This is a genomic window from Nostoc sp. TCL26-01 (genome assembly GCF_013393945.1).
In the GTDB taxonomy this organism is placed as follows: Bacteria; Cyanobacteriota; Cyanobacteriia; order Cyanobacteriales; family Nostocaceae; genus Trichormus.
The window spans coordinates 3,968,174-3,989,097 of the sequence record NZ_CP040297.1; the positions used below are offsets into that span (position 1 = coordinate 3,968,174).

General features: G+C 39.7%; 30 protein-coding genes and 1 pseudogene. 19 read left to right on the plus strand and 12 right to left on the minus strand.

Annotated features, from left to right (window positions below; genetic code table 11):
- Positions 1–30: 30 nt before the first annotated feature.
- The 4 genes and pseudogenes from nifE to FD725_RS33155 all read right to left on the minus strand — a co-directional run.
- A complete protein-coding gene (nifE, locus tag FD725_RS17225; RefSeq protein ID WP_179049272.1) occupies positions 31–1,470 on the minus strand; it encodes a nitrogenase iron-molybdenum cofactor biosynthesis protein NifE in 1,440 nt (479 codons plus the stop codon).
- Between the two features lie 441 nt (positions 1,471–1,911).
- Positions 1,912–2,235 carry a Mo-dependent nitrogenase C-terminal domain-containing protein gene (locus FD725_RS17230; protein WP_179049273.1) on the minus strand — a complete coding sequence of 108 codons (324 nt, stop codon included), beginning with the start codon at positions 2,233–2,235 and terminating at the stop codon, positions 1,912–1,914.
- 151 nt (positions 2,236–2,386) lie between these two features.
- Entirely contained in the window at positions 2,387–3,925 is a 1,539-nt protein-coding gene (gene nifK, locus FD725_RS17235; RefSeq protein WP_179049274.1) for a nitrogenase molybdenum-iron protein subunit beta, read from the minus strand.
- A gap of 216 nt (positions 3,926–4,141) precedes the next feature.
- Positions 4,142–4,291, minus strand: a pseudogene (locus FD725_RS33155) (nitrogenase molybdenum-iron protein subunit alpha); the annotation flags it as partial.
- A 100-nt stretch (positions 4,292–4,391) separates the two neighbouring features.
- Here FD725_RS33155 and FD725_RS17240 point away from each other — a divergent pair.
- The 3 genes from FD725_RS17240 to FD725_RS17250 all read left to right on the plus strand — a co-directional run bounded on the left by FD725_RS17240 (position 4,392) and on the right by FD725_RS17250 (position 6,433).
- The gene (locus FD725_RS17240) at positions 4,392–5,810 is read left to right on the plus strand and encodes a site-specific integrase (RefSeq protein ID WP_179051568.1); all 1,419 of its coding nucleotides are present in this window, start codon (positions 4,392–4,394) and stop codon (positions 5,808–5,810) included.
- A 151-nt stretch (positions 5,811–5,961) separates the two neighbouring features.
- A complete protein-coding gene (locus tag FD725_RS17245) occupies positions 5,962–6,174 on the plus strand; it encodes a hypothetical protein (RefSeq protein WP_179049275.1) in 213 nt (70 codons plus the stop codon).
- On the plus strand, positions 6,155–6,433 hold the full coding sequence (locus tag FD725_RS17250) for a type II toxin-antitoxin system RelE/ParE family toxin (RefSeq protein ID WP_179049276.1): 279 nt from the start codon (positions 6,155–6,157) through the stop codon (positions 6,431–6,433). Before FD725_RS17245 ends, FD725_RS17250 begins: the two co-directional genes overlap by 20 nt.
- 66 nt (positions 6,434–6,499) lie before the next feature.
- Here FD725_RS17250 and FD725_RS17255 read toward each other — a convergent pair whose 3' ends face one another.
- Entirely contained in the window at positions 6,500–6,991 is a 492-nt protein-coding gene (locus tag FD725_RS17255) for a hypothetical protein (RefSeq protein WP_179049277.1), read from the minus strand.
- A gap of 210 nt (positions 6,992–7,201) precedes the next feature.
- Between FD725_RS17255 and FD725_RS17260 the strand changes: the two genes are divergently transcribed.
- The gene (locus FD725_RS17260) at positions 7,202–7,777 is read left to right on the plus strand and encodes a hypothetical protein (protein ID WP_179049278.1); all 576 of its coding nucleotides are present in this window, start codon (positions 7,202–7,204) and stop codon (positions 7,775–7,777) included.
- A gap of 60 nt (positions 7,778–7,837) precedes the next feature.
- Here FD725_RS17260 and FD725_RS32550 read toward each other — a convergent pair whose 3' ends face one another.
- The gene (locus FD725_RS32550; protein WP_256871637.1) at positions 7,838–7,972 is read right to left on the minus strand and encodes a hypothetical protein; all 135 of its coding nucleotides are present in this window, start codon (positions 7,970–7,972) and stop codon (positions 7,838–7,840) included.
- Between the two features lie 38 nt (positions 7,973–8,010).
- On the opposite strand from FD725_RS32550, the gene FD725_RS17270 reads away from it, so the two are divergent.
- The 7 genes from FD725_RS17270 to FD725_RS17300 all read left to right on the plus strand — a co-directional run bounded on the left by FD725_RS17270 (position 8,011) and on the right by FD725_RS17300 (position 10,926).
- The gene (locus FD725_RS17270) at positions 8,011–8,271 is read left to right on the plus strand and encodes a type II toxin-antitoxin system ParD family antitoxin (protein ID WP_179049279.1); all 261 of its coding nucleotides are present in this window, start codon (positions 8,011–8,013) and stop codon (positions 8,269–8,271) included.
- A complete protein-coding gene (locus FD725_RS17275) occupies positions 8,268–8,603 on the plus strand; it encodes a type II toxin-antitoxin system RelE/ParE family toxin (RefSeq protein ID WP_179049280.1) in 336 nt (111 codons plus the stop codon). Before FD725_RS17270 ends, FD725_RS17275 begins: the two co-directional genes overlap by 4 nt.
- 10 nt (positions 8,604–8,613) lie before the next feature.
- Positions 8,614–8,751, plus strand: a complete 138-nt coding sequence (locus tag FD725_RS17280; protein WP_179049281.1) for a hypothetical protein — start codon at positions 8,614–8,616, stop codon at positions 8,749–8,751.
- Positions 8,752–8,782: 31 nt separating this feature from the next.
- Positions 8,783–9,058 (plus strand): hypothetical protein, encoded by a 276-nt coding sequence (locus tag FD725_RS17285; RefSeq protein ID WP_179049282.1) that lies wholly within the window; start codon positions 8,783–8,785, stop codon positions 9,056–9,058.
- A complete protein-coding gene (locus tag FD725_RS17290) occupies positions 9,043–9,441 on the plus strand; it encodes a type II toxin-antitoxin system VapC family toxin (protein ID WP_179049283.1) in 399 nt (132 codons plus the stop codon). Before FD725_RS17285 ends, FD725_RS17290 begins: the two co-directional genes overlap by 16 nt.
- Before the next feature lie 206 nt (positions 9,442–9,647).
- A complete protein-coding gene (locus tag FD725_RS17295; protein WP_179049284.1) occupies positions 9,648–10,058 on the plus strand; it encodes a hypothetical protein in 411 nt (136 codons plus the stop codon).
- A 202-nt stretch (positions 10,059–10,260) separates the two neighbouring features.
- Positions 10,261–10,926: a hypothetical protein gene (locus FD725_RS17300; protein ID WP_179049285.1), complete on the plus strand. Its 666-nt coding sequence runs from the start codon at positions 10,261–10,263 to the stop codon at positions 10,924–10,926.
- 166 nt (positions 10,927–11,092) lie between these two features.
- Here FD725_RS17300 and FD725_RS17305 read toward each other — a convergent pair whose 3' ends face one another.
- Positions 11,093–11,692, minus strand: a complete 600-nt coding sequence (locus FD725_RS17305) for a hypothetical protein (RefSeq protein ID WP_179049286.1) — start codon at positions 11,690–11,692, stop codon at positions 11,093–11,095.
- Between the two features lie 298 nt (positions 11,693–11,990).
- Between FD725_RS17305 and FD725_RS17310 the strand changes: the two genes are divergently transcribed.
- The gene (locus FD725_RS17310) at positions 11,991–12,551 is read left to right on the plus strand and encodes a Uma2 family endonuclease (RefSeq protein WP_179049287.1); all 561 of its coding nucleotides are present in this window, start codon (positions 11,991–11,993) and stop codon (positions 12,549–12,551) included.
- Between the two features lie 11 nt (positions 12,552–12,562).
- On the opposite strand, the gene FD725_RS17315 is transcribed toward FD725_RS17310, so the two are convergent.
- From FD725_RS17315 to FD725_RS17325, 4 genes are all read right to left on the minus strand, one after another.
- Complete coding sequence (locus FD725_RS17315; protein WP_179049288.1) at positions 12,563–13,132, minus strand: Uma2 family endonuclease; 570 nt, start codon at positions 13,130–13,132, stop codon at positions 12,563–12,565.
- A 55-nt stretch (positions 13,133–13,187) separates the two neighbouring features.
- A complete protein-coding gene (locus FD725_RS32555; RefSeq protein WP_256871638.1) occupies positions 13,188–13,316 on the minus strand; it encodes a hypothetical protein in 129 nt (42 codons plus the stop codon).
- Positions 13,317–13,328: 12 nt separating this feature from the next.
- A complete protein-coding gene (locus FD725_RS17320) occupies positions 13,329–13,757 on the minus strand; it encodes a hypothetical protein (RefSeq protein ID WP_179051569.1) in 429 nt (142 codons plus the stop codon).
- A 405-nt stretch (positions 13,758–14,162) separates the two neighbouring features.
- Positions 14,163–14,828: a LuxR C-terminal-related transcriptional regulator gene (locus FD725_RS17325; RefSeq protein ID WP_179049289.1), complete on the minus strand. Its 666-nt coding sequence runs from the start codon at positions 14,826–14,828 to the stop codon at positions 14,163–14,165.
- Between the two features lie 115 nt (positions 14,829–14,943).
- Between FD725_RS17325 and FD725_RS17330 the strand changes: the two genes are divergently transcribed.
- The 3 genes from FD725_RS17330 (at position 14,944) to FD725_RS17340 (ending at position 16,857) form a co-directional block, all read left to right on the plus strand.
- The gene (locus tag FD725_RS17330; RefSeq protein WP_179049290.1) at positions 14,944–15,363 is read left to right on the plus strand and encodes a DUF6220 domain-containing protein; all 420 of its coding nucleotides are present in this window, start codon (positions 14,944–14,946) and stop codon (positions 15,361–15,363) included.
- A gap of 172 nt (positions 15,364–15,535) precedes the next feature.
- Positions 15,536–16,261, plus strand: coding sequence for a DJ-1/PfpI family protein (locus FD725_RS17335; RefSeq protein ID WP_179049291.1), 726 nt, complete (start codon positions 15,536–15,538; stop codon positions 16,259–16,261).
- Positions 16,262–16,305: 44 nt separating this feature from the next.
- Positions 16,306–16,857 carry a hypothetical protein gene (locus tag FD725_RS17340; RefSeq protein ID WP_218653121.1) on the plus strand — a complete coding sequence of 184 codons (552 nt, stop codon included), beginning with the start codon at positions 16,306–16,308 and terminating at the stop codon, positions 16,855–16,857.
- A 13-nt stretch (positions 16,858–16,870) separates the two neighbouring features.
- Here the strand turns inward: FD725_RS17340 and FD725_RS17345 are convergent, their stop codons facing one another.
- Positions 16,871–17,491 carry a TetR/AcrR family transcriptional regulator gene (locus FD725_RS17345; protein WP_256871639.1) on the minus strand — a complete coding sequence of 207 codons (621 nt, stop codon included), beginning with the start codon at positions 17,489–17,491 and terminating at the stop codon, positions 16,871–16,873.
- Positions 17,492–17,606: 115 nt separating this feature from the next.
- Between FD725_RS17345 and FD725_RS17350 the strand changes: the two genes are divergently transcribed.
- From FD725_RS17350 to FD725_RS17365, 4 genes are all read left to right on the plus strand, one after another.
- Complete coding sequence (locus FD725_RS17350; protein WP_179049293.1) at positions 17,607–18,596, plus strand: Rieske 2Fe-2S domain-containing protein; 990 nt, start codon at positions 17,607–17,609, stop codon at positions 18,594–18,596.
- An 81-nt stretch (positions 18,597–18,677) separates the two neighbouring features.
- Positions 18,678–19,256 carry a hypothetical protein gene (locus FD725_RS17355; protein ID WP_179051571.1) on the plus strand — a complete coding sequence of 193 codons (579 nt, stop codon included), beginning with the start codon at positions 18,678–18,680 and terminating at the stop codon, positions 19,254–19,256.
- 263 nt (positions 19,257–19,519) lie between these two features.
- Positions 19,520–20,479, plus strand: a complete 960-nt coding sequence (locus tag FD725_RS17360) for an orange carotenoid-binding protein (RefSeq protein ID WP_179049294.1) — start codon at positions 19,520–19,522, stop codon at positions 20,477–20,479.
- A 91-nt stretch (positions 20,480–20,570) separates the two neighbouring features.
- Complete coding sequence (locus FD725_RS17365) at positions 20,571–20,897, plus strand: hypothetical protein (RefSeq protein ID WP_179049295.1); 327 nt, start codon at positions 20,571–20,573, stop codon at positions 20,895–20,897.
- Positions 20,898–20,924 lie beyond the last annotated feature (27 nt).

Consider the following 20,924-nt stretch of genomic DNA (forward strand, 5'->3'; position numbering starts at 1 on the left):
ATAGGGAATAGGGAACGATAGCGATCGCCATCAGATAAACTCCTCTATAGATGCCAAAATATGATTTTGATTACTTGTATATCCTTGTACCCAGGTTCCATCCTCATCCCAAGGCGCAGGTCTGCGAATTTGCTCCCAAATCGGGCTATAAAGCGCTTCGTACAACTCCCGCGCCATCTCAATCATCCCCATATAGCCAGCATAAGGATGATGGCGTTCTTGGTTGATATCGAGGAAGGGAATCCGGGCTTTTAGGGCTGTATATTGGTTCCGACCACCAGCAATTAACATATCAGCTCGTGTATCCTTCACCAGTTGCAGCAGTTCTTTGGCATTGCCTTTCTCTAGCATGATGCCATCGACACCCAGCAACTTTTTGATTTTTGCCTTATCCTCCTCAGTACTCTTTCTCGTACTGGTAGCCACAACTTCAATGCCCAAGTCCTTGGCTGCCGAGATAATCGACCAACTCTTAACACCACCTGTATATAATACAACTCGCTTACCTTTGAGGCGATCGCGATAAGGAGCCAGTGCCAAATCTAAATTAGCCGTCTCCTCAGCAATCAGCTTTTCTGTCCGCGCTTGCAAATCAGCGTCGCCCAATTTAGCCGCAATTTGCCGCAGACACCGATTCATATCATCAATGCCATAAAAAGATTCTTCAATGTAGGGGATACCGTATTTTTCCTCCATCTTTCTCGCCATATTGAGCAGCGCCCGTGAACAGATCATCACGTTCAGCTTGGCGCGGTGAGCATAGCGGATTTCTTCAAACCGAGCATCGCCTGTAATTTTGGACAGGACGCGAATACCCAATTTTTCTAGTAACGGCAGGACTCCCCACATTTCCCCGGCGATGTTATATTCGCCAATTAAGTTTATATCATAGGGTGTTGTGTATGCCGGTTCTGCTGTGCCGACAACATATTCTAATAAAGATTCACCACCAAAGCGGTTGCCTAAGTTCTTACTACCAATAAATCCCGGCGCAATTACTGGGATCACAGGAGTGCCAATTTTCTCTGCCGCAGTTTTGCACACAGCATCGATATCATCACCAATCAAAGCCGTCACACAAGTAGCGTAGACAAACACCGCCGATGGATTGTAGCGCTGATGTATTTCTAAAATTGCCTTATAGAGTTTCTTTTCTCCACCGAAAATCACATCATTTTCTGACATATCGGTAGTGAAACCCATCTTATACATTTGGGGTCCAGAAGAGAGACTACCACGACTACCCCAAGAATTACCAGCACAGGCGATCGGCCCATGCACCAAATGAGCCGCATCGACAATCGGGACAAGGGAAATCATCGCCCCATCAAAAGCACAGCCCCCTTGAGCCGCCCCCGGTTGCGCTTGTTGCGTACAAGACTTATTCTTCTTTTCGCTGTGTTTGTGTTGGTTATGCTCACATCCCGACTCATTCAGCAGCTCGTTGATTTTACCTTGGGTGTTCTTCATCTCTCTTCTCGTAGGCGATCGACATTGATAATTGTCAGTTATTAGTCATCAGCAATGAGTTTTTAACAGTTAACAGTTATCAGTTAACAGTTATCAGTGATGTATTTATCTTGGGGTCAAATCCCCGACTGAAACTGTAATAACTGTTAACTGATTTAATTATCAACTCATCAACTGATGACTGTTCATAATAAACTCTTGCAAAAATCTTCTCTAAACCAGACACACAAGTTAATTCGTAATTCGTAATTCGTAATTCGTAATTAAGAAAGTAGAATTACATCTGTACTTTTCTGAATGAATTAGCATAATTCATCAGTGTGTATCGGTGGGTTCATTTTCATAAAATAGACCTTTGCAAGATAGATTGCCAAATGATTAGGTAACACAAAAAGCCAGAAAATATCTCATCTCTAGCCCCTAGCCTCTAACCTCTAGCCTCTAGCAAATGTACTTCGTTACATCCTCTCCACATTCATCAGCTAAATAAGCTAAAGCGCGAAAACGCAACCCGACAAAATCGTCATAAAGCGGATTGAGTTTACACAAAGCGGGAATATGGATAGACTTCCCAAATAAACTAATATTTCGCTCAAAAGGACAACAGCAAGGGATTACTTGACAGATGATATGAGCGAAACGATTATGTTTAACGGGAACATTTTCCACTAACCGACGCAAAGGACTAAGAACATCAAAAGCGCCAGGTTTCTTATAGTTGGGTGGATGGAAATTAGGATGAGGGTGAGTGTGAGTTGATGACATACTTAGGAAGTTGAGGTGAATAGAGGAAATAGGGATTGGGAATCGGGAAGTTTTGAGTGCTGAGTCCTGAGTGCTGAGTAGGAAATTTTACTCAGCACTCGGAACTCATGACTCAGCACTCATTTGTCTGTAGACTTTAATCGCGCAAGTTCTAGCGAATCAAGTCAAAGGAGATATCGGTCTTACCAGTGATATTGGTGTTACGATCCATTTCATCCAACAGAGTGTTAACAACCCAGTTGAGGATGTTTAGACCACCTTGGTAGCCGAGAGTAGCATAGCGGTGTAAGTGGTGGCGATCGAACAGAGGATAACCAATCCGTACCATGGGGATTTTGGTATCGCGCCACAGGTACTTACCGTAGGAGTTACCCACGAAGAAGTCTACAGGCTCAGTGAACAACAAGGAACGGAAGTGCCACAAGTCTTTTTGAATCCAAACTTTAGCTTCTTTACCGAATGGGCTAGCTGCGAGGATCGCTTCCATTTCTTTCTTGAAGGTGTCATCACCGTTGTTGCAGAGGATGTGTACTGGTTCAGCACCCATTTCTAACAAGAAGCTGGTGATGGAGATGATCAAATCAGGATCGCCGTAGATAGCGAACTTCTTACCATGAATCCAAGCGTAGGAATCAGTGATAGCATCAACTAAACGACCGCGATCGATTTCCAATTCTTCAGGAATCGCTTTACCAGTCAATTCAGAGATAGCTGTCAAGAATTCATCAGTACCCTTAACACCGAAGGGGCGCAATACTTTTGTTTCTTGCTTCCATTGAGTAGAGATATACTCACGGGTCTTGGGTGTGGTGTAAGCTTGGAGTGCAACAGTCGCTTTAGCGTTGATAGAATCAGCTGCATCTTCTAGCTTTGTACCGCCTGGATACATATCGAATTCACCAGTGTTGGGTGAATCGAAGTAGTCGCTGCTGTCAGACAGGATGGTGTAGTCAACATCCATTGCATTCAGCATCCGCTTAACTTCGCGGTTGTTACCTACATAGGTATCAAAACCAGGAATAATGTTGATTTTACCGTTGCTGTTAGCTGTTTTCTTGCCTTCTGTTAAATTTAACAGAATGCCCTTCATCATGTTGTCGTAGCCGGTGATATGAGAACCAACAAAGCTAGGAGTGTGAGCAAAGGGTACGGGGAAGTCTTGAGGAATAGAACCAGCTTGCTTAGAGTTGGTGATGAACGCGCCTAAGTCGTCACCAATAACTTCAGCCATACAGGTAGTGCAAACAGCAATCATCTTTGGCTTGTACAGTTGGTATGAAACTTGCATACCTTCAATCATGTTGTTCAAGCCACCGAATACGGCTGCGTCTTCTGTCATCGAAGAAGACACTGCGGAGCAAGGCTCTTTGTAGTGACGGCTCAAGTGTGTACGGAAGTAAGCAACGCAACCTTGAGAACCTTGTACGAAGGGTAGAGTAGCTTCAAAACCCAAAGCAGCAAACATTGCGCCTACAGGTTGGCAACCTTTAGCAGGGTTAATTGTCAGTGCTTCACGAGCGAAGTTCTTTTCCCGGTAGTCCCAAGATTTTGTCCACTCAGATACCCGTTCTACTTCTTCAGTAGAGTGAGCGCCTTCAAAGTTCTTTCTCTTGTTTTCAAACAGTTCGGTGTATTCTGGCTGTTTGAATAAATCAACGTGGTCTACAATTCTATCTGGATTCTGTGGCATTTGTGTATCTCTCTACGCTTGCTGGTTGGTTTGGCTGGTTGGTTTTTAAGTGATGATTTGACATAGCCTGGGGGGTTCACTCCCATCGAGAGAGTCACGAATGATAAATCATGAATAATGAATAAAATATCTATCTATCCAGCATTCAGCATTCACCATTCCTCTCCAGATTCCTGGGGCTAAAAACCCCAGGCTATCCGTCTATTTACCTGGAAATTAGGCAGCAGCCTTAGCTTTTGTCGCAGCTTTCTTCCAAGGAGCGCCAATTAATCCCCAAGTTGGGCTGTTGAGTGCTAAGTCCATATCACGAGCGAAGATAGCAAATCCGTCATAACCGTGATAAGGGCCGGAGTAATTCTTTTTGTGGTTTAATAGCCTATTGTTTACAATAAGCAGTGTTAATTCCGAACATTGTTTACTCAAAACATATTAATTTTTAGGCTAAATATAGGCTAATACCACAGTGATACAAAATCAGGGTCAAGACAAATATCAACAAGCCTTTGCAGACTTAGAGCCAGTCTCATCTACCGATGGCAGTTTTCTCGGCTCAAGTCTGCAAGCACAGCAGCAAAGAGAACACATGAAAACAAAAGTACTAGAAGAATTAGAAAAGGTAAATCTGCGGTTGAAGTCTGCAAAAACAAAAGTCTCAATCCGGGAATCAAACGGAAGTCTGCAATTACGAGCAACATTACCGATTAAACCAGGAGACAAAGATACAAACGGCACTGGCAGAAAACAATACAACCTCAGTTTAAATCTTCCTGCTAACTTAGATGGACTCAAAACAGCAGAAGAGGAAGCCTACGAGTTAGGTAAATTAATCGCCCGGAAAACCTTTGCATGGAATGACAAATATTTAGGCAATGAAGTAAATAAAAAAGATTTAAAAACTGTAGGAGAGTTACTAGAAAAATTTGCCGAAGAGTATTTTAAAACCCATAAACGCACGACAAAAAGCGAACACACCTTCTTTTACTATTTTTCCCGAACCCAACGATACACAAATCCCCAAGATTTGGCTACTGCGGAAAATCTCATCAATTCAATCGCACAAATCGATAAAGAATGGGCTAGATATAATGCTGCCAGAGCCATATCGGCATTTTGTCAAACATTCAATATAGAAATTGATTTGTCTAAGTATGCCAAAATGCCCGATCGCAATTCCCGCAACATCCCCACAGACACAGAAATCCTATCAGGAATTACCAAATTTGCAGACTATCTAACTACCAGAGGTAATCAAGTTAACGACGATGTAAAAGATAGCTGGCAACTCTGGCGCTGGACGTATGGGATGTTAGCAGTTTTTGGTTTACGCCCCAGAGAAATATTTATTAATCCTGATATTAATTGGTGGTTAAGCCAAGAAAACACAGACTTAACATGGAAAGTAAATAAAGAATGTAAGACTGGAGAAAGACAAGCATTACCATTACACAAAGAATGGATAGATGAATTTGATTTAAGAAACCCCAAATATTTAGAAATGCTGGCAATAGCAATTAGTAAAAAAGATAAAAGTAATCATGCAGAAATCACAGCTTTAACACAACGGGTTAGCTGGTGGTTCCGTAAAATCGGCTTAGATTTTAAACCCTATGACTTACGCCACGCCTGGGCAATTCGCGCGCATATTTTAGGCATCCCCATCAAAGCAGCAGCCGATAATTTAGGGCATAGTGTGCAAGTTCACACCCAAACCTATCAGCGTTGGTTCTCCCTAGATATGCGGAAGTTGGCGATTAATCAGGCTTTGACTAAGAGGAATGAGGTTGAGGTTATTAGAGAGGAGAATGCAAGGTTAAAAATGGAAAATGAAAACTTAAAGTTGGAGATTGAGAAGTTAAAGATGGAGTTAGTTTACAAGCGTAGTTAATTTAATGGTTTTTGATATGTTATCATATCTACTGTTATGATCTATCCCTAAAAAAATATGTCAATAAAAACCTTAAAGCAAATACTTAAACTATATAAGTGAAACTGGATCGATTTGTAAATAGTATATTTCTTGTGTTATCAAAAAAACAATGGAAATTCACGAACTTAAAGCATTAATTAAAGAGAGCATACGTGAAGTTTTGAGAGAAGAGCGAATATTGCTCTGTCAAGTTCTTATACCCTATGTGAGTGATGAAGAACAAACAGAACTGAATGAAATTTTTGGTTCACCATCAGATTATGAAGAAGAGGAATCAGTTGATATGACAGAGTGGGTTAGATATGGCAATAAAATTTCGTAAGAATGCCATTAAGTTTTTAGAAAAAGCAAATATTGAAGAGACTGATAAAATTCAAGAGAAACTCAACCAACTCCTCATTATTATTGAGGAACAGGGGATTATTCCCTTCACAGAGCTTGATATTAAAAAAATGAAGGGAGATTGGGAAGGATTTTATAGACTGCGGCTTGGTAAAATTAGAATTATCTTTACAGTTACTATCGATTCTGGTGAAATTGAAATTTACACTATTGGTATGAGAGGAGATGTTTATAAATAAAGAATATTTTAGTGGTTTCAGATATTTTTTGAGCTTTTCACAATAGTAAAATAATGATGCTTACTGTTAAAACTGCTTAACTACCTCCAAGGGTAAATCTAAAGCTTCTGCGATTTGCTCGTCATTTAAACCAAACTGTCGTAATTTATAAATTTTAGTTTGATTTTTATTAATCTGTTGCGAATTATAACTATCAGGATTATTTTTATTAGCTTTGATTTTTGGTTGTTTGGAAGTAACTGTTATACAGCCAATTATATTACTGTCAATTCTACTATTCTCACCGAGAGAAATATTGATATTCCGTTGACGGTCTAAAACGGATTTAAGATTACCTTTATCAACTGGCTCATTAAAAATATCAGATAACATTTGCAAAAGTTCATACCCTACATCCTTGGCATGACCAGGACTACAACCACAAGTATCTGCAATATCAGAGTAAGTTTGATACTTTAGTGTTCCTTCAATAACTCCACGCTGTAAGTCATTGAGATGCTGACCTGTCTTAAGATAAACAGCGTTATCCACAAATTGTAATAGTTCGTGAACTTGCATATTTAAGGATGTAAAGTGTTACAAAGCATTTTAGCAGACCTTATCCGTATTTTTCAGACTTTTTCCGTCTATTTCGTAATTTTTTTTAATCCGCTATTTTCCGCTTTGAGAATTTAAGTGTTACTTGTATTATTTTTGAACCCTTTGAAATAAGTCAATATTGACTCTGAGGCATCCTATAAATCTTTGCAGGTTGAGGACTACAGGATAATGAGTAATGACATTGAAAAAATACAACAAGAAACTGGTATCCAGGATCTAAAAACATTGGATCAGGATAAATTAGACAAAGTTATGGATGCGGTAAATTCTAAAAAAATTACTGCTGAAGACCTAAAAAAGCTAATAGAAATGTTTCCCAGTGAATTTCTAGCATCTCTGGGACTTGCAACACAGGGTATCAAAACTAGTCTCGATCAGGCAAGCTCTGCCCAAATGGAGAACCTTAAAGGAACAACTGTTACACAAATACAAGTTATTAATTCTGTAACAGATTCTTTAAGGACTATTGAAGAAACTATTAGGCTGCTTGCAACTCAGACTCAATCCGATTCTTTTAAGTCAGAAGTAGCAAAAGTGTTGATGGAATTGGCAAAATATAAATTAGAGATAGCGAAAATATTGCAAAGTATTAATGATGCCAACAATAATAATCGCTTGGAAACTCAGCGAGAGAATAACAACTTCTTTGCAGGAATGGCAGGTGGCATTCTTACCTTTTTGGGCTTTGTAATATGGGCAAGCACTGGTGGAAAAACTCCACCACCATCTCCACCAAGAATTTGATAGGATAAAAAAGAAAGAAAAAGTAGGGTGTGTTGCCGCAAGGCGCAACACACCACCCTCTCAAACATCCCAAACATTTGATGAAAGCTGAACTTCACCACCACCCCAATCTAACGGATAAATCTTTTGCTCAATAAAACGATGAATACTCGAAAAAGCCCATTGTTGAGGTAATTTACAAAGCTGATGCCGCACAGAGTTAAAATAATAAGCGTAGTTATGTTTGAAAGTCGATGAATATCAGTATTGATATACCTGATGAGGTGCGCGTTTATGTAGAAGCTCAAGTAATGGCAGGTGCATATAGCAGCGTTGAGGAATATTTTCTGGATTTAGTAAAGCAAGATCAAAAACGCAAGGCACAAGCAAAATTAGAAGCATTTTTAAAAGAAGGTATTGATTCTCAAGGGCAGGAAGTAACACCGGAATATTGGCAGAATTTGCGTTCTACCGTTTTAGGTCAGAACAGCATAGGAAATCCAAGCGACAGATGAACTATCGCTTAATTGTCAAAGACCGAGCAACACAAGATTTGCGACATTTGGCAAATTATATATTGGTCAATGGGAATGCAGATGCAGCAGTTAAATTCTTAAGTGCCGCCGAAGTGACATTTGCTCAGTTGGCAAAGACTCCTAAGATGGGAAAGGTAACGCAGTTAGTGGTATCGAGATTGAATGAAATCCGACAATGGCGCATCAAAGATTTTCAGGATTATCTAATTTTCTATCGTATTGAGGATACTACCATTGAAATTCTGCGGATATTTCATGGAGCAAGAGATTTAGCAGATGTACTTAGCGAATTAGACAAAGATGATTTGTAAAATCAAAATTATGGCGAAGTTTGCTGGAATTTTGAGTGATTTTGAAGCTAGGGAATTACAGCAGGCGATGACCTACGGTTGGTCGACGACCATCACCACTGAGTTTGATCTGGTAAATTTAATCATAACGATAAGCAAGATATTATAAGGATATCGGGTTCTAGTTAGCAGATCAGGTGATGGAAAGTATTAAAATTAGAACATATATTGGTGATGATGGAATTTTACAAATCCAGCTTCCACCTGAAATTGCCAACCAAGAATTAGATGTGGTAATTGTTTTTCAACCTGTAATCAAAAAATTATCACAGTCTCCGAGCAAAACGCCGGAAGAGTTAGGATACTCTCATAGATTTGTGGAAGAGGTAGTAGGTAGTTGGGAAGGTGAACCACTTGAACGTCCAGAACAGCTTCCTTTTGAAGAACGGGAGGAGATTCAATGGCCTACCTCCTAGATACAAATGCGTGTATTCAAATTCTCAATTCACCAAATTCACCTGTTACTCAAAAGATTTTATCAATCCCTTTTAAGGAAATTTACATTTGTACGGTTGTTTATAGTGAATTGTATTACGTTGCATACAAAAGCTCAAACGTTAACAGAAATCTAGATCATCTAGAAAATCTATTTGCTAAGTTTGCTGATTTACCACTAGATCGTCAAGCTGCAAAAATAGCTGGAAATCTTCGCGCTCGTCTTAATGCTTTAGGTACTCCAATTGGAGCAAATGATCTATTAATTGCGGCGATCGCTTTAGCAAATAATCTCACTCTTGTCACCCATAACACCCGTGAATTTAGTCGTATTCAGGGCTTGAAGTATGAAGACTGGGAATAGTAGAAGGAGCGTTGCATCAGCTTGCTTATGCTATTTTATCACGAACATGAATTAATGCTGAAGCCCTCCTGTATCTTAGAAGAAGTACCATACCATACACAGATCACTGCTGTACTTATTTATTAAAAGCAGAGGTGTTGGAGCGATCGCTCTGGTAAATTGTTAACAGTGTTGTCTGCTCGCCCCATCTTATCAATATCTAGACTATGAAAATCAAACGATTGCAGGAACTTAAGCAAAAACTGGCCAAGGAAGCAGACCTTTCTGTGATCTGGTCATTTTATATGGATCATTTTGCAGATCATCCCGAATTCACTGATATGGGTGAACCTGCTCATAATGAATACTTAAATGTTGTTGTCCACAAAACTTGTCAGCAAATGTTTGGTAAGGCAACAAAAATTAGTAATTTTTTCTTGATATACATTGCCAAGTACCAGTTATTTCATGGCCCTTTCCAAGTTAAAGGACGTATTGGAGGGATAATTTATTTAGAAGATATAAAAATTGGCTTAATAGCAGTGTCGGCAGATTATCCTCCTACTGATATGGTTCAGTATTCACGTTTTTCTGAGGTAATGCAACTGTCAGACCCTAATGGCAACGATCGCAATTAACAGACGCACGACTTATCAAGAGGTGTTTTGAGGAGTGCGTTAGCGGAGCTTACCGTAGGGATCGCACTTCTCAAAGTTAATTTAACATAAGTACTAGAAAATTAGGCGATCTGTAATATTACGTAGGTTGATTGTTCATACTCCTGGTTACAATTGTGAGATTATTTTTAGTCTGACATTGTATAAGGGAGATAATCACTAAATGGCTCTTACTGAAAAGATTATTGAATTAGTTCTGGATAAGATTTTACTTGGTGGCATTGTTTTAGTAGCAGGATACTGGCTGAATAAAAGATTTGAGATTTTTAAAAATGAAACTAATGAGAAATATCATCAAAGACAACTGATTGCTGAACTAGAAAATCAACAGCAGCAACATATTTCTGAACTAGAAAATCAAATTGCTATGACTCGCTATAATTCAGAGTTAGCATTGATTGAAAGACAAATCTCTGAGTTTTACTGGCCGATATACTTAAGGCTGGAGAAAGATAATGTGATGTGGAAACGCATAAAATCTTTAAGTCCAGAACAAAATGTTTTACCAGAAGCTGCAAGTGTGGCGATAGAGAAAGAATTTATTCTCAAAAATCATCAAGAAATAGTTGAGATTATAGAGTCTAAAATTCATTTGGCAGAAAATTCCACTAATAGCAAAGACTTGATAGATGAGCTATTAAAATATATTAAGCACGTTGCAGTTTACAAAACAATTCGTTCAGTAAAAGAACTCGAAAGATTTAATCCTGTGGATATGAATGAACCTTTTCCAGAAAAACTTTTTCCTTTGATTGAAAGTAATTTCCGCAGATTACAAAGCAAGTATGAGGATTTAAGAAAGCTGGAATTTGCGGAATTTAAGAGATGACATCAGCTAGATTTTATCAAACAGGAGTCAGGAGTCAGAATTCATGCTGAATTCTGTACGACTGGTGGATGTAGCAAGCTCCCATAGGGTATTCTGACTTCTGAATTCTTCTTCAATTAAATGTTTTAATTAGGTAAAAACTTATCTCTCAGCTAAAGAAGTGCTTCTAACCTTGAATACCTTGATGTAAAATTCCTAAAATCTTATTTACTTCTTTAATATAATAATTATTCAAATCAACAAATAAATTAGCATTTTCCAGCTTCAAGAATTTCCAAATATCTCCTGTTGTTACTGCGCCATAAATAGTTTTAATTTGGTTGCTTTGCTGCTCATTAAATATCTGTGCTGCCAACATCGCTGCCATACATTGACCTAATCCACCTTTAATATTTTCATTTTTGGCCTCAACAATTATCATGACTGGTGCATTAATTGTCAACTGTTCCTTTGAACGACTGATCACAAAATCACAATAACCATTCAACCCTTTCTCTGGCTCAACATTAAACTCTGTTCCTGAAAATAAACTAATCTGATAATTCGCTTTACGTCTTACCTCCAATAAAATTGGTGTAATAATCATTTCTGAGCGCGCTTTTTCTGTATTGATTGCTAAAGCTAACTCTGTGGTTTCTTCTAGAGTATTTGTTAGTGTATCACTTATCTTTATAGGCTCAATATTTGCCAGCAAATCAGTTTGTTCATTAATATGAATCTTGAATTTATTTTTAAATGTACTCAAAGTAAAGTCGCTATAAGCCATTGGGAATACCTTTTAACAATTCAAAATTCCAAATTAAAGAAAGTATTGTAATAGCGTGGCAAGGCTAAGATATTGCTCAAAAATTGTATGTTGATTGTAGTGGTAGCTTCACTCAACATTAAGATATACGTTGTGTTTCTTAGATTATGTTGGGTTAGCAGAGCCTCCAACCAACCTACTAATACAATATTTTAACCTTGCCACATCACGATGTATATTTATATAAGTTCAACCTCACATCTATTTTGCAGTAGAATGTTGATAAAGCTAATTAAACTACCTCGTCAAAAGAGTCTCAATGGTACAGACCCCATCTAAATCTATAACTTTAGAGGAGTTTCTGAAACTACCAGAAACGAAACCTGCTAGTGAATACATAGACGGTCAAATTATCCAGAAGCCAATACCAAAAGGAAAACACAGCGCAATTCAAGGGGAGTTTTCTACTAACGTTAACATAATCCTTAAACCACGACAGGTTGGACGAGTATTTTTAGAGTTGCGTTGTACCTTTGGTGGACACTCAACAGTTCCAGATGTGTCTGTGTTTATTTGGAGTCGCATCCCACGTGATGAAAATGGTGAGGTGGCTAATACTTTCTCTATTGCTCCAGACTGGACAATTGAGATTTTATCACCTGATCAAAGTCAGACAAAAGTGACAAAAAATATTCTTCATTGTCTGAAGCATGGAACTCAAATGGGTTGGTTAATTGATCCAGATGAGCAAACGGTGTTTGTTTATCGTCCTAAGCAAGAAACAGAAGTATTTGATGAACCAGACGCACTTATATTTGTACCATCGTTTGTGGGTGAACTTCAGCTAGCTGTTAAAGATTTGTTTGCTTGGTTGCTGTAGTCAAAACAATGTTATTCAAAAACAACACCACGATAAATTTCTGCCATTGGTAAATCAACCCCAACTGACTCTAGGAAAATAGAATGGTCTAAACCGTTAAAATCACTCAGCAACCATCCTTGAGTTTGTTTACTATAGCGTTCGACAAAAGGTTCATCTTGTTCGACTAATAAATATTCGGTAAAACTGGGGATGGAGCGATACATCCGAAATTTATGTTGTCTGTCGTAATCTGCGGTGGAAGGAGATAGAACTTCTACAATCAGGATAGGATTTAACACTTCATCTAAACGTTCTTCATTCAGTTGTGGTTCACCTGCAAAAACCATCACGTCTGGATATACTCCCCGTCGATATTCAGGAATCCACAGTCTTAAATCGCTGTTAATTGGCTCGAATTGAGTATCGCGTAGGACAGAGGTAAGATTAGTCAAAATATTACCACCGATGCGGCTGTGTTTGAGCGTTTCTCCTAGTATTGGGACAATTTCTCCATCTTGATATTCGCTGCGTCCTTCTGCTTTTTCTTCGATCGCTCGATATTCGTCTAAACTATAGCGGTGTTTGACGGTAGAAACCATAATCCCATTGGCTCTAGAACAACAATACTATTTTGTCATGGATTTGATTGTAATATTATGTTGCAATACGATGTCCACTATAGGCGATCGCTTTTAACAAAACAAGCTGATTGTACATAGAATAGCTGATATAGCGATCGCATACTTGCTTAATATTATAGTGTGTTGTGCTAAGATACAACACACCTCATTGATGTTAATTTGTCACTGGTACGTTCTTTCCATTTGTATTGGTATCCACATTGGCAACAAATAACGGTTCCTGTGAACTGGAAGCTAGCGACTCACCTCGCAGTTTCTTGCGGCGCTGGTTCTTGGGGACTCCTCCCGCCATACCATACTCCACACTGCTTTTACCATATCGAGTCGCAACTCCCAAGAGCATATGTTCTGCCATGTCTGCTAACTCGCGTTCTGTATCCAGCATTTCCAGATATAATTTATCCAGGTTAGAAAGGGAAGTATTGTAAATATTTTCTCTAGTTCGCATTGTCTCAATCAAAGTTAAAAATGCAGGTAGAGTCAGTCCATTACCTAAATCTAAATTTGGATTAATTGAATTGATACTCGCTGCGCGACGAGCTGCTTTTTCTAATACCTGAGAAGTTCTTTTTTTACGAGCCATGATATCCACCTTGTTATCTAATACGGTTAACATTCTTTACCTTAAAAAATTTCCGTATTGATCAACCTGAGAGAATTTCGGCAAATCTGCAATAATTTTTGCTACACAGCTATAGTTGTCACAAGTGCGTGAATTACTCAAATGAGTAAGCAAAAAAGCTAAATTAGAACACAATTTAGCTTTTTGTTGATGTAAAACACTAAAATAACTGCGCGAAATACTGAAATGAGTTAACAAATAAGCAAAACAAAAAAGCAATATAGCTATTTACGGACAAAAAATACTGAAATTGCAAAACAATATGGCTATTTGATAACTCAAAATATTAAAATTAATATGTAATATTTTCAAATTAGCGTTGATTGATCAAGTAAATTTTCAGTAGTAAGCGTGTCTAGACCAAAATCAGGATTTTAACGACAATTGAGCAACCATCTCTGCACGAGAGGAAACATCCAGCTTGCGAAAGATCCGTTTTAAAGCTTGCTTAACAGAATGTTCTGTAATGTGGAGAGTTGAACCAATTTCGGCATTAGTCAATCCCTGAGCTACCAGTTCAGCAATTTCTATCTGACGAGGTGTTAAACAATCGGTCTTTAAAGATGGTTTTATCTGTGCGCTGATGATTGTTAACCGAGTTGATAAATGCAGACATAAAGCGCTTAAGTCTGCTAGGTTTTGGGTATCAAAAGCAGGATGAGAGCGATCGCGTGTTAAGCCAATGCCCCCAATCAAGTTACCATTACTGACAATGGGGCCTAACATTACATGATAGTGATCAGCACGGGGACAAATCAGCCGCCAAGCTTTTGGTGAGACAACTAACCCCTCATGAACGGGTGCATGATGCTCAACTAGGTAGCGTAACACGGGATTGGATTCTACAGATAAGGCTCTTTGAAATACACTCTGAAATTGCACTGGTAAAAGAGCCAGCTGATCATGAAAAAACAGCCTCCAGCGTTGAGCCGCAAAATACTCTCCCACTTGAGCCATGATATCCTGCTGTAGTTCTTCTTGGTCATGAGCATGAGCGATCGCTTGCAAGAGATTCTGTAAAGATATATTCATGGAAATTGAGCAAAGTGTACTCGATCGAGGCCTATGCGTAGTTAGTAATCAAGTTATATCTTGGCTTTATTGAGGCAAGTCCTCTACTGCTTTACTTTACAAAAATAACCCACGTATGACAATCAACTCCAGTTTTGAGCCAATGCCGACATCTCGGCAACAAATTGACTTCAAGTTTCATATTGTAGCAGTGCTTTTCAATCTCTGCTTAGGTGTCCAAGTGCTAACTGTGGGAATGGCGTATTTCTATCAGCCGGAGTGGTGGAATTTACACGTTTTATTAGTACGTGGGTATTGTGGCTTGTCGCTGATTCTGGCGATATGGGCATATTTGAGTCCCTTTCCTGTCCGAGTGCAAGCTCTTGCTATCAGTTTACCTATACTGCTCATCTTACAATTTCTCACCATCCACCTGAAATCTGCAATCCCTCTCGGCGTATTGCATCCACTCATCGGCTTTACGTTATTCTCTGTTTCCACCAGCTTAGTCCATAAAACATCAGTGCGATCGCTATTAAACTCAGACTCCATTTGAAAAGTCTGTTTCTTTGTCATGTTGAATGCAGCGTAGCGGAATGAAACATCTCGGTATGTGCCACAAAACCTAGATTCTTCCTTACGCTCCGCTCCAGTCAGAATGACATTTTTATACCTACTGAAACTTTTCAAACACCCTCTCAGACTCCATTTGAAACTTAAGGAAAAAAATGAACACTCAAAATACAGACAATAAGTTGCAAATCGGCATTTGTGTAAGTCCTGACTGCTATATTCCAGACATTATTGGTGTATATACAATATTTAGTGTTGTTCCTGACTGTGATATTCATTTTATCTGGAAACACAAAGAACTGATCATGGGCTATCCGAGTTTTCCCATACACGCCACTACAACCTTTAGTGAGTGTCCAGAAAATTTAGATGTCCTTGCCATTGGCGCTACAACAACAAATATCTTGACCGATGAAGAAACCCTAGCATTCTTAGCAGACCGAGGCAACAAAGCAAAGTATCTCATTGGTATTTGTTCTGGTAGTTTAAACCTTGGGGCTGCGGGTTTACTTCAAGGCTACCGGGCAACAGGCAATTTTCACATTGTTGACGAACTGGCTCACTTTGGCGCTATTCCTGTCAAAGGCGGCGAAGTTGTCATCGACAGAAATCGACTGACAGCTAGTCCGGTTTCTGGTTCCTTTGATGCTGCATTAATTGTGTTAGGAAAACTGTGCGGAGAAGATTTAGCTAGAGAGATAGAATTAACTCTGGAATATGCGCCCCACCCCCCATTTGGTACAGGTAGCCCAGAGTTAGCAGGTTCTGAACTTACACAAAAGGTACTGCAAAAGTACGAGCCAATGTTTAACCAATATCGTCAAGCTGTACGCCAAGCATCAGGACGGATACTACTAAAATCATCGCCAACCTTCTCATGATAAATGATTTTTTACCACACAGACACAAAAGACATCTGGTGAAAATGAATGTAGAGACGTTGCAGTGCAACGTCTCTACAAGGATTTCGGGCAACGCAGAATTAATTTCTACCAGATGTCTAAAGGAAAAAGGCAGAATTTCCTTGCCAATAGAATTTTCCCGCAATCAGGAGAATCTCGTGAATCTTAGCAAACGCTCTCAAAAAATATTACTAGTTATTATCCTACTTAATCTCATCTCTACCTGGCTTCACTACACAGACAATGCCGTATTTATAGAGCAGTATCCCGAACCGCAATGGTTCACAACTGCTGGGATCTTTGCTACTGTCATTGTCATGACTCCCGTGGGATTTTTGGGTTACTGGCTGTATACCAAAGGGATGTTTTGGTTAGCGTACCTGTCGCTTGGCTTGTATTCAATTACGAGTGTTTCTAGTCCAGGACACTATCTGTTCCCCAGTGTGACACCTATGTCTGCGAAAATGCACAGTTTGATTTGGTTAGATGCAATTTCTGGAGTGATACTCATCAGTTTTCTCCTCTGGTCAGCTATTTTGGCGCAGGAGTGGCGTAGTATACAAGTCGTCGATTAATCTAGTCTGATGGTCAAGGCGATCGCTTTACCCCTGCTAAAATAAAAGCGATCGCTGCCTCTGTATGTTCTCCAATCATATCTGGATTTAAGCGCTCAATATTTGGTGTCAGATGTTTCCAGTTTTCATGCACAGTGAAGTAAAACAGACAAACACTTAATATATGCGTCAATGCCAAAAATGGGTTCAGGGGACGAAAACACCCTTCTGCAATACCTCGCTCTAAAACTTTTACTAGAGGTTCATGTAAGTTAAAAACATTACACTCTTTAAAGTATATTCCCTGGTTTTGGCTAGCTTCCTGAAACCACAGCATTTGCCGTTGAGGATTTTGCGCTTCGTTAGTAATAGCAAGACGAATAATCTGCTCAAGGGCGATTTCGGGGGATAAACTATCAAAGTCAACTTGCCTCAGTTTACTTTGAACTTCATCAACAGGGCGTTGTAAGACTGATTTATATAAGCTCTCTTTATTTTCAAAATAGTAATGGAGTGTTGCAGTTGTCACTTTAGCACCATCAGCGATCGCACTCATCCGCGCACCCTTTAGCCCATGTCGAGCAAATTCTCGCTCTGCTGCGTCTAATATTTGCTGTTGCGTCACTTCAGCATCTCGTTTACCTGATCGAACCACAATATTTTGATTCTTAATTAACCTCTATATCTTACCAAAGTGCCTTGGGAATTGACGTAATTACAAGCTATTGCTAAACTTACTAACTAATTAATAAGTTATTTGGATTATATTTATGAAGCAATTACAAGGCTCGCCGTGGCTTTTGGCACATCGTTCCATGCTCAAACCCAATCAGCCCAAAAAAATTTCTTTACTAGGCAAAGATTACGTATTTTGGCAAGACGAGCATGGTGCAATTAATGCCTTACCCAATGCTTGCCCTCACATGGGTGCAATGTTATCTGAAGGATGGTGTGTCACAAAAAGCGATGGTAGTAGTGCGATCGCCTGCCCTTTTCATGCGTTAGAATTCGACCATTCTGGCTGCACAGTGCTACCAGGTTCCCAAAAACCAACCAAATCACTCATCCAACCATTAGAATTAATAGTCCAAGAAGATTTTATTTGGTCTTATGGTGGATATCAACCACAAATTCCCATACCCACCCTGATGAACGAGATTGCAGCCGAGTACCAGTTTATCGGCGTTACAGGAGAACGTAGCCTTCCTACAGATATTCTGAGTCTACTGCTCAATATGCACGACTACAACCATCAAAATGGCACACATCGAGAATTATTTGAGATTGAACAAGTACAAGTAAAGCAATTTATTGACGACGGTTTACATTCCCATGCTTACTTGTCACAGCCCAGAAAACGACCGACATGGCGAGATATTCTCAAAAATCCCGGTCAGCTAGCAATGCCAAAAGTATTAGAAGCACATCTAGAAAACTTTTTCCCCTTCATGGGATTAATGCACGGTGAGAATCAACTCTTGAGCTTGAAAGAATGCCATTTTTATCTACCAGAAGCAGAGTATCAATCCCGTGTATTTGTCTTAATGTATATGAAAGCCTATTCTCCTATTGCCCACCTAATCAAAGGTAATCTACTGAAGTTGATTGATGTAGTCATAGAGCAAGATGCCAAAATTCTAGGAAAAATTTACCCCAACACACCTCAGCAAATAAAGTTGAACAATGAAGTAGGGATGAATTGGGTACGACGCAACTTTGCCAGCTTTCCCGCCGTTATGCACCCAAATTTATCTCGATAGTTGCCAGTCACATCAACTCTCAGGAATTTGGTAATATTAACAGAGTTGGCGATCGCCTTTTCAGCAGAGTGGCAAAAAACTATGACAAAGCGTAAAAAAAGCAATCTCCAGTGGATTAAAGAAACGCTTGAACTAAAACCCGACCATCGCTGGGAATCTCCATCAGGCTATAAAATTTTTGTGGCCAATCGTGGGGCTGTTCGCTTCAACGTCCCCCAAGACTGGCATTTTGAGCCACAAGAAAAATCCTTTAAGTTCTGCGATAAACAACCACCTGATGATGATAGTTGTTTAGAAGTATCCTTCAATCAACTACCTCCCCGCGACTGGAGCCTATTTCCTCTCAAATCTACTTTAAAAAAAGTTGTAGAAGACGACAGCCGTGACGTGATTGAAAAAGGGGAAATAATTACCCTCAAGCGCCAAACCGCCAAGATTGTCTGGACAGAACTGAAGTTTATCGACACTCAAGAAGAACCAAGAGACGCTTTTTCCCGGATTTGCATCGGTTTAGGGTCAAATGTGCAATGCTTGATTACATTCGAGTTTTGGGCAGATCAAGCAGAACAAATGACACCTGTTTGGGATGAGGTGATGCGTAGTCTGACACTAGGTTTGTATATCCGTGATCCCAGAACCGGTTTAGCCTTCCCAGACTAAAGCCGAAAAAACTATATTTAATTGCCAAAATACTTAACTTGTCAAGACAAATTCCTCTGTGTCTTTGTGCCTCTGTGGTTCAATAAATCATTCTTAACCACAAACACCATAGCGAAAAGCCATATTTAATCGCCAATATACGGCATAAAAAATCCTAATAAAAACTTTTGTTAATTTATGTAAAGTTTTGTGATAACTTAATCAACGAGAGTAAAACATTACCCTCTGATCGTTCTCAGGTAAATTTAGAAAGGTTTGATAATATGCCATTTACCATTGACTCAGCTCGGAGTATTTTCCCGAAAACACTATCGGCTGATGCAGTACCAGCAGCGATCGCTAGATTTAATCAGCTCAATGCCGAAGACCAACTAGCATGGACATGGTTTGCTTACCTAGAAATGGGTAACACCATCACAGTTGCAGCTCCCGGTGCGGCAAGAATGCAGTTTGCTGAAGGAGTCCTCGAACAAATCCGCAAAATGACTTTTGAAGAGCAGACACAAGTCATGTGTGATTTGGCAAACCGTACAGACACACCAATCTGTCGCACCTATGCAACCTGGTCACCAAATATCAAACTTGGCTTCTGGTATCAGCTAGGAGAATGGATGGCTCAGGGTATTGTTGCTCCTATTCCCTCTGGCTATGAGCTTTCCGCGAACGCCTCAGCAGTACTGCAAGCAGTTAGAGAACTAGATCAAGGTCAACAGATTACAGTTTTACGCAGTGCGGTAGTTGATATGGGATTTGATCCCAACAAATTGGGTGACTATACCAAAGTTGCCGAACCTGTTGTCGCACCTAAAGAAGCATCACAACGTACTCAAGTCACCATCGAAGGTGTAACCAATCCCACCGTGCTAAGTTACATGGACAATCTCAACGCCAACGACTTTGGCGCACTGATTGGTCTATTTGCTCCCGATGGCGCTCTCCAACCTCCTTTCCAAAGACCTATTGTGGGTAGAGATGCTGTATTGCGGTTCTTCAACGAAGAATGCCAAAACCTGAAATTAATCCCCGAACGAGGCGTTTCTGAACCCGCAGAAGATGGTTATACCCAAATCAAAGTTACCGGCAAAGTCCAAACTCCCTGGTTTGGTGCGGCTGTGGGTATGAACATGGCTTGGCGCTTCTTGCTCAATCCCGATGGCAAGATTTTCTTTGTCGCCATCGATTTGTTAGCATCTCCTAAAGAACTTTTAAATCTAGTTCGTTAGAGAAATGCTCAGTCTAAATAGACTGTAACCGGTTGTGTGAGCGCTCTGTGGTCAAGAGCGCTCAGTTCTTTTCAGTAAATGGCACAGAGTAATGCAAGTGAGTGACATTGAGTGGTCTAAGGTAGAGGAGAAGGTAGCTCAAACAGCTTTCGAGAAAGCCTATGAGCGAGAAATCAGTACTTTGGTTCAAGAAGTGCGTGAACAAGCCAGTACAGTTTCTGAACTGAATGATGTGTGGCAATTACACAATTTCTTAAGCGCTAGGAGACACGAGATAGATGGTAAATATGACTATAGATATTCCGTTTTAATCTTTGTCTTCGCCAGATTAGTTAAGGAAGGTTGGCTACACCTCAATGAACTAGATGGACTAGCAACTGACAAGTTAACTAAAATCGTCGCGCTTACACGTATGTAACCAGTCTACAAACACAGCCAAATCACT

Bases quoted from the DNA above. Each gene is read 5' to 3' on its own strand.
- nifE (WP_179049272.1), bottom strand. From the start codon at position 1,470: ATGAAGAACACCCAAGGTAAAATCAACGAGCTGCTGAATGAGTCGGGA.
- FD725_RS17230 (WP_179049273.1), bottom strand. From the start codon at position 2,235: ATGTCATCAACTCACACTCACCCTCATCCTAATTTCCATCCACCCAAC.
- nifK (WP_179049274.1), bottom strand. From the start codon at position 3,925: ATGCCACAGAATCCAGATAGAATTGTAGACCACGTTGATTTATTCAAA.
- FD725_RS17245 (WP_179049275.1), top strand. From the start codon at position 5,962: ATGGAAATTCACGAACTTAAAGCATTAATTAAAGAGAGCATACGTGAA.
- FD725_RS17250 (WP_179049276.1), top strand. From the start codon at position 6,155: ATGGCAATAAAATTTCGTAAGAATGCCATTAAGTTTTTAGAAAAAGCA.
- FD725_RS17255 (WP_179049277.1), bottom strand. From the start codon at position 6,991: ATGCAAGTTCACGAACTATTACAATTTGTGGATAACGCTGTTTATCTT.
- FD725_RS17260 (WP_179049278.1), top strand. From the start codon at position 7,202: ATGAGTAATGACATTGAAAAAATACAACAAGAAACTGGTATCCAGGAT.
- FD725_RS17270 (WP_179049279.1), top strand. From the start codon at position 8,011: ATGAATATCAGTATTGATATACCTGATGAGGTGCGCGTTTATGTAGAA.
- FD725_RS17275 (WP_179049280.1), top strand. From the start codon at position 8,268: ATGAACTATCGCTTAATTGTCAAAGACCGAGCAACACAAGATTTGCGA.
- FD725_RS17280 (WP_179049281.1), top strand. From the start codon at position 8,614: ATGGCGAAGTTTGCTGGAATTTTGAGTGATTTTGAAGCTAGGGAATTA.
- FD725_RS17285 (WP_179049282.1), top strand. From the start codon at position 8,783: ATGGAAAGTATTAAAATTAGAACATATATTGGTGATGATGGAATTTTA.
- FD725_RS17290 (WP_179049283.1), top strand. From the start codon at position 9,043: ATGGCCTACCTCCTAGATACAAATGCGTGTATTCAAATTCTCAATTCA.
- FD725_RS17295 (WP_179049284.1), top strand. From the start codon at position 9,648: ATGAAAATCAAACGATTGCAGGAACTTAAGCAAAAACTGGCCAAGGAA.
- FD725_RS17300 (WP_179049285.1), top strand. From the start codon at position 10,261: ATGGCTCTTACTGAAAAGATTATTGAATTAGTTCTGGATAAGATTTTA.
- FD725_RS17305 (WP_179049286.1), bottom strand. From the start codon at position 11,692: ATGGCTTATAGCGACTTTACTTTGAGTACATTTAAAAATAAATTCAAG.
- FD725_RS17310 (WP_179049287.1), top strand. From the start codon at position 11,991: ATGGTACAGACCCCATCTAAATCTATAACTTTAGAGGAGTTTCTGAAA.
- FD725_RS17315 (WP_179049288.1), bottom strand. From the start codon at position 13,132: ATGGTTTCTACCGTCAAACACCGCTATAGTTTAGACGAATATCGAGCG.
- FD725_RS17320 (WP_179051569.1), bottom strand. From the start codon at position 13,757: ATGGCTCGTAAAAAAAGAACTTCTCAGGTATTAGAAAAAGCAGCTCGT.
- FD725_RS17325 (WP_179049289.1), bottom strand. From the start codon at position 14,828: ATGAATATATCTTTACAGAATCTCTTGCAAGCGATCGCTCATGCTCAT.
- FD725_RS17330 (WP_179049290.1), top strand. From the start codon at position 14,944: ATGACAATCAACTCCAGTTTTGAGCCAATGCCGACATCTCGGCAACAA.
- FD725_RS17335 (WP_179049291.1), top strand. From the start codon at position 15,536: ATGAACACTCAAAATACAGACAATAAGTTGCAAATCGGCATTTGTGTA.
- FD725_RS17340 (WP_218653121.1), top strand. From the start codon at position 16,306: ATGAATGTAGAGACGTTGCAGTGCAACGTCTCTACAAGGATTTCGGGC.
- FD725_RS17350 (WP_179049293.1), top strand. From the start codon at position 17,607: ATGAAGCAATTACAAGGCTCGCCGTGGCTTTTGGCACATCGTTCCATG.
- FD725_RS17355 (WP_179051571.1), top strand. From the start codon at position 18,678: ATGACAAAGCGTAAAAAAAGCAATCTCCAGTGGATTAAAGAAACGCTT.
- FD725_RS17360 (WP_179049294.1), top strand. From the start codon at position 19,520: ATGCCATTTACCATTGACTCAGCTCGGAGTATTTTCCCGAAAACACTA.
- FD725_RS17365 (WP_179049295.1), top strand. From the start codon at position 20,571: ATGCAAGTGAGTGACATTGAGTGGTCTAAGGTAGAGGAGAAGGTAGCT.